Origin of the sequence: Proteiniphilum sp. UBA1028, from assembly GCF_002316955.1 — a bacterium.
In the GTDB taxonomy this organism is placed as follows: Bacteria; Bacteroidota; Bacteroidia; order Bacteroidales; family Dysgonomonadaceae; genus Proteiniphilum.
On record NZ_DCEN01000005.1, the window covers coordinates 1 to 2,002 of the forward strand.

Annotated in this window: 3 protein-coding genes; all 3 read right to left on the reverse strand. The window is 36.4% G+C overall.

From position 1 onward, the window contains the following. The coding region (locus tag B3Z75_RS00615) for an Arm DNA-binding domain-containing protein (protein WP_294066575.1) at window positions 1-379 on the reverse strand (379 nt) is incomplete at its 3' end. Between the two features lie 274 nt (window positions 380-653). Then, entirely contained in the window at window positions 654-1,217 is a 564-nt protein-coding gene (locus B3Z75_RS00620; RefSeq protein WP_294066578.1) for an immunoglobulin-like domain-containing protein, read from the reverse strand. A 33-nt stretch (window positions 1,218-1,250) separates the two neighbouring features. Further along, window positions 1,251-2,002 (reverse strand): CPBP family intramembrane glutamic endopeptidase (locus B3Z75_RS00625; RefSeq protein ID WP_294066581.1); only part of this gene is annotated, 752 nt, incomplete at its 5' end.

Genomic DNA, 2,002 nt, shown 5'->3' on the forward strand with positions numbered 1-2,002 from the left:
TATTCTTTTTCCCCATCTCAGCAATAAACTCATCGAAGCACCCAAAGAATGTGATTTCTATCTTCTCCTGTTTCTTTTTGGCGAAGTTCTCTGCGAATAATGTCTTTATATCGATTTCCTGGACATCTCCTAATTTAAGTAGTGTTTCTTCTCTGGAGAAAAAGCTGTCAATCTCTTTTAGTCGAGCGTTTATTGTCTTGGAAGTTTCTCCTTTGGCATTGGTGGTTCCATTTTTTACTTTACCATTATGCCACTTCTCAGCATTTACACTAAAACCTGTTGAGGTAACATAACGATTACCGTTAATTGATATACTAACACGAATAGGGTAATCACCATTTTTGTTCGGTCTATTGTCCAGGTAAAAATTTACGGCCATTATTGTGCGTATTAAAATTTACGCACGAATTTACGCACACTTTTTTGTTTATCCTAATATATCCAAAAATATTTCATTAACTTTATGTGCATGAAATATAGATAGATATATTGGATTGATTAATCGCAGCAAACTTAAATAAACCGATTGGGTAGAGCCTCTCTCTCCGCAATAAAGGGTGTAAATCAACTATCTACGTGGTTTGCACCCTATTTTATATCTCTATTCACCTATCCCCGTTTTTTATTAACGTTTACAGGAAATATAAATGGATTTACTTGATAATAAATTCATCATCAAGAAGACGGTTTCCCATAATAAGATATCCATTGTCGAGTTTGGCTTTCTCTTTTGTATCCAAAATAGATATTTCTTTTTCTAATCGATATTTTCCTTGAACTAAGTTTATATCAAGAATGTCAAGATTTAAATTGAAAGTTTTTTTAGTTTTAGGCTCTATTTCAAATCCTTCATCCGTCCATATTATTCTTTCGAATTCTGGAATAATAGCCCAAAATCCAAACTCTAGACGTTTTATTAAAAAGGAGTTTCCTGCAAGAAGCCTGTGATCCGAATTATTGATTATTCTTACCTCTATCTTTTCAGGACTTCCTATAAAAATGGAATCACTTAATATTAAGTGAATGTCCAAAGAGTTTATCAATACGGGTCTCGAGCCATTTATCGCTACATCTTCTTCTATTAAAGGGCTGTTAATGGTATCTTTTTTATTTTCAACTATGTGATATTCTTTACTTTCTGTCTGTTTTTTTGTTGTCCGCACACAGCTTCCTGTAATAAGTACAAAGACGTTTAAAATTATCAGTATCTTTTTCATTTTAATTACTGTTTGCAGTTATTTATTGCCTTTTTATTTTATTGCCAATAACGCTGAAAAAATAATTACATCTTGCAGAAAGTGTATGAACCACGCCCAAAATATCCCTCTGGTTTCGAGTATCGATTTTGCCAGGAACCATCCCAAAAATCCGGCGACTATCACACCTGCAATTCCACCGGGATTTCCCCAATAATGCACCGTTCCGAATATCAGTGCCGAGACGAGGGGGATCGTTTTGTCTCTGAGCCTGCCTTTCAGCACGACTACTACTCCCAAGCGGGTGATGCTTTCTTCTACAAAAGCGTTGGATAGCGCGAAGATAATGCTGAAAGGCAAAATGGGCGGCATATTTCCGATGGATGCTTCATTCTGCCATAGAAGTTGAAAATAAATAATGACGGCTGTTACAAGGGAAATGATGACTGCGAAGTTTCGTCCGAAATGATACCAGTTTTCTGTCGGTTTTGGATTAATTCCGACTATCGGCTCCGGTAAAATCTCCGCGGAAACATTACCTTTCTTGAAATACTCCCGAAACTGCTTTCTTTTTACGCCCCACAAGAACAGCAAGAAAAGAATGGTTGCCAGCAATGTAACCGATTGATAAGCGATCTGCTTGTTTATCACTTGCGGTAAGTTGTCGAAAATTACCACTCCGTTTGCCCAATTGCCTATCGGCACCAGCGCAAATGTCAAGGCTATTACAACCAATAATAAGAAGATGTCTTTCGGTTTAAGCATAGTGATTTTTATTTCATCGATAATGTCCTCAATGCCTTTTT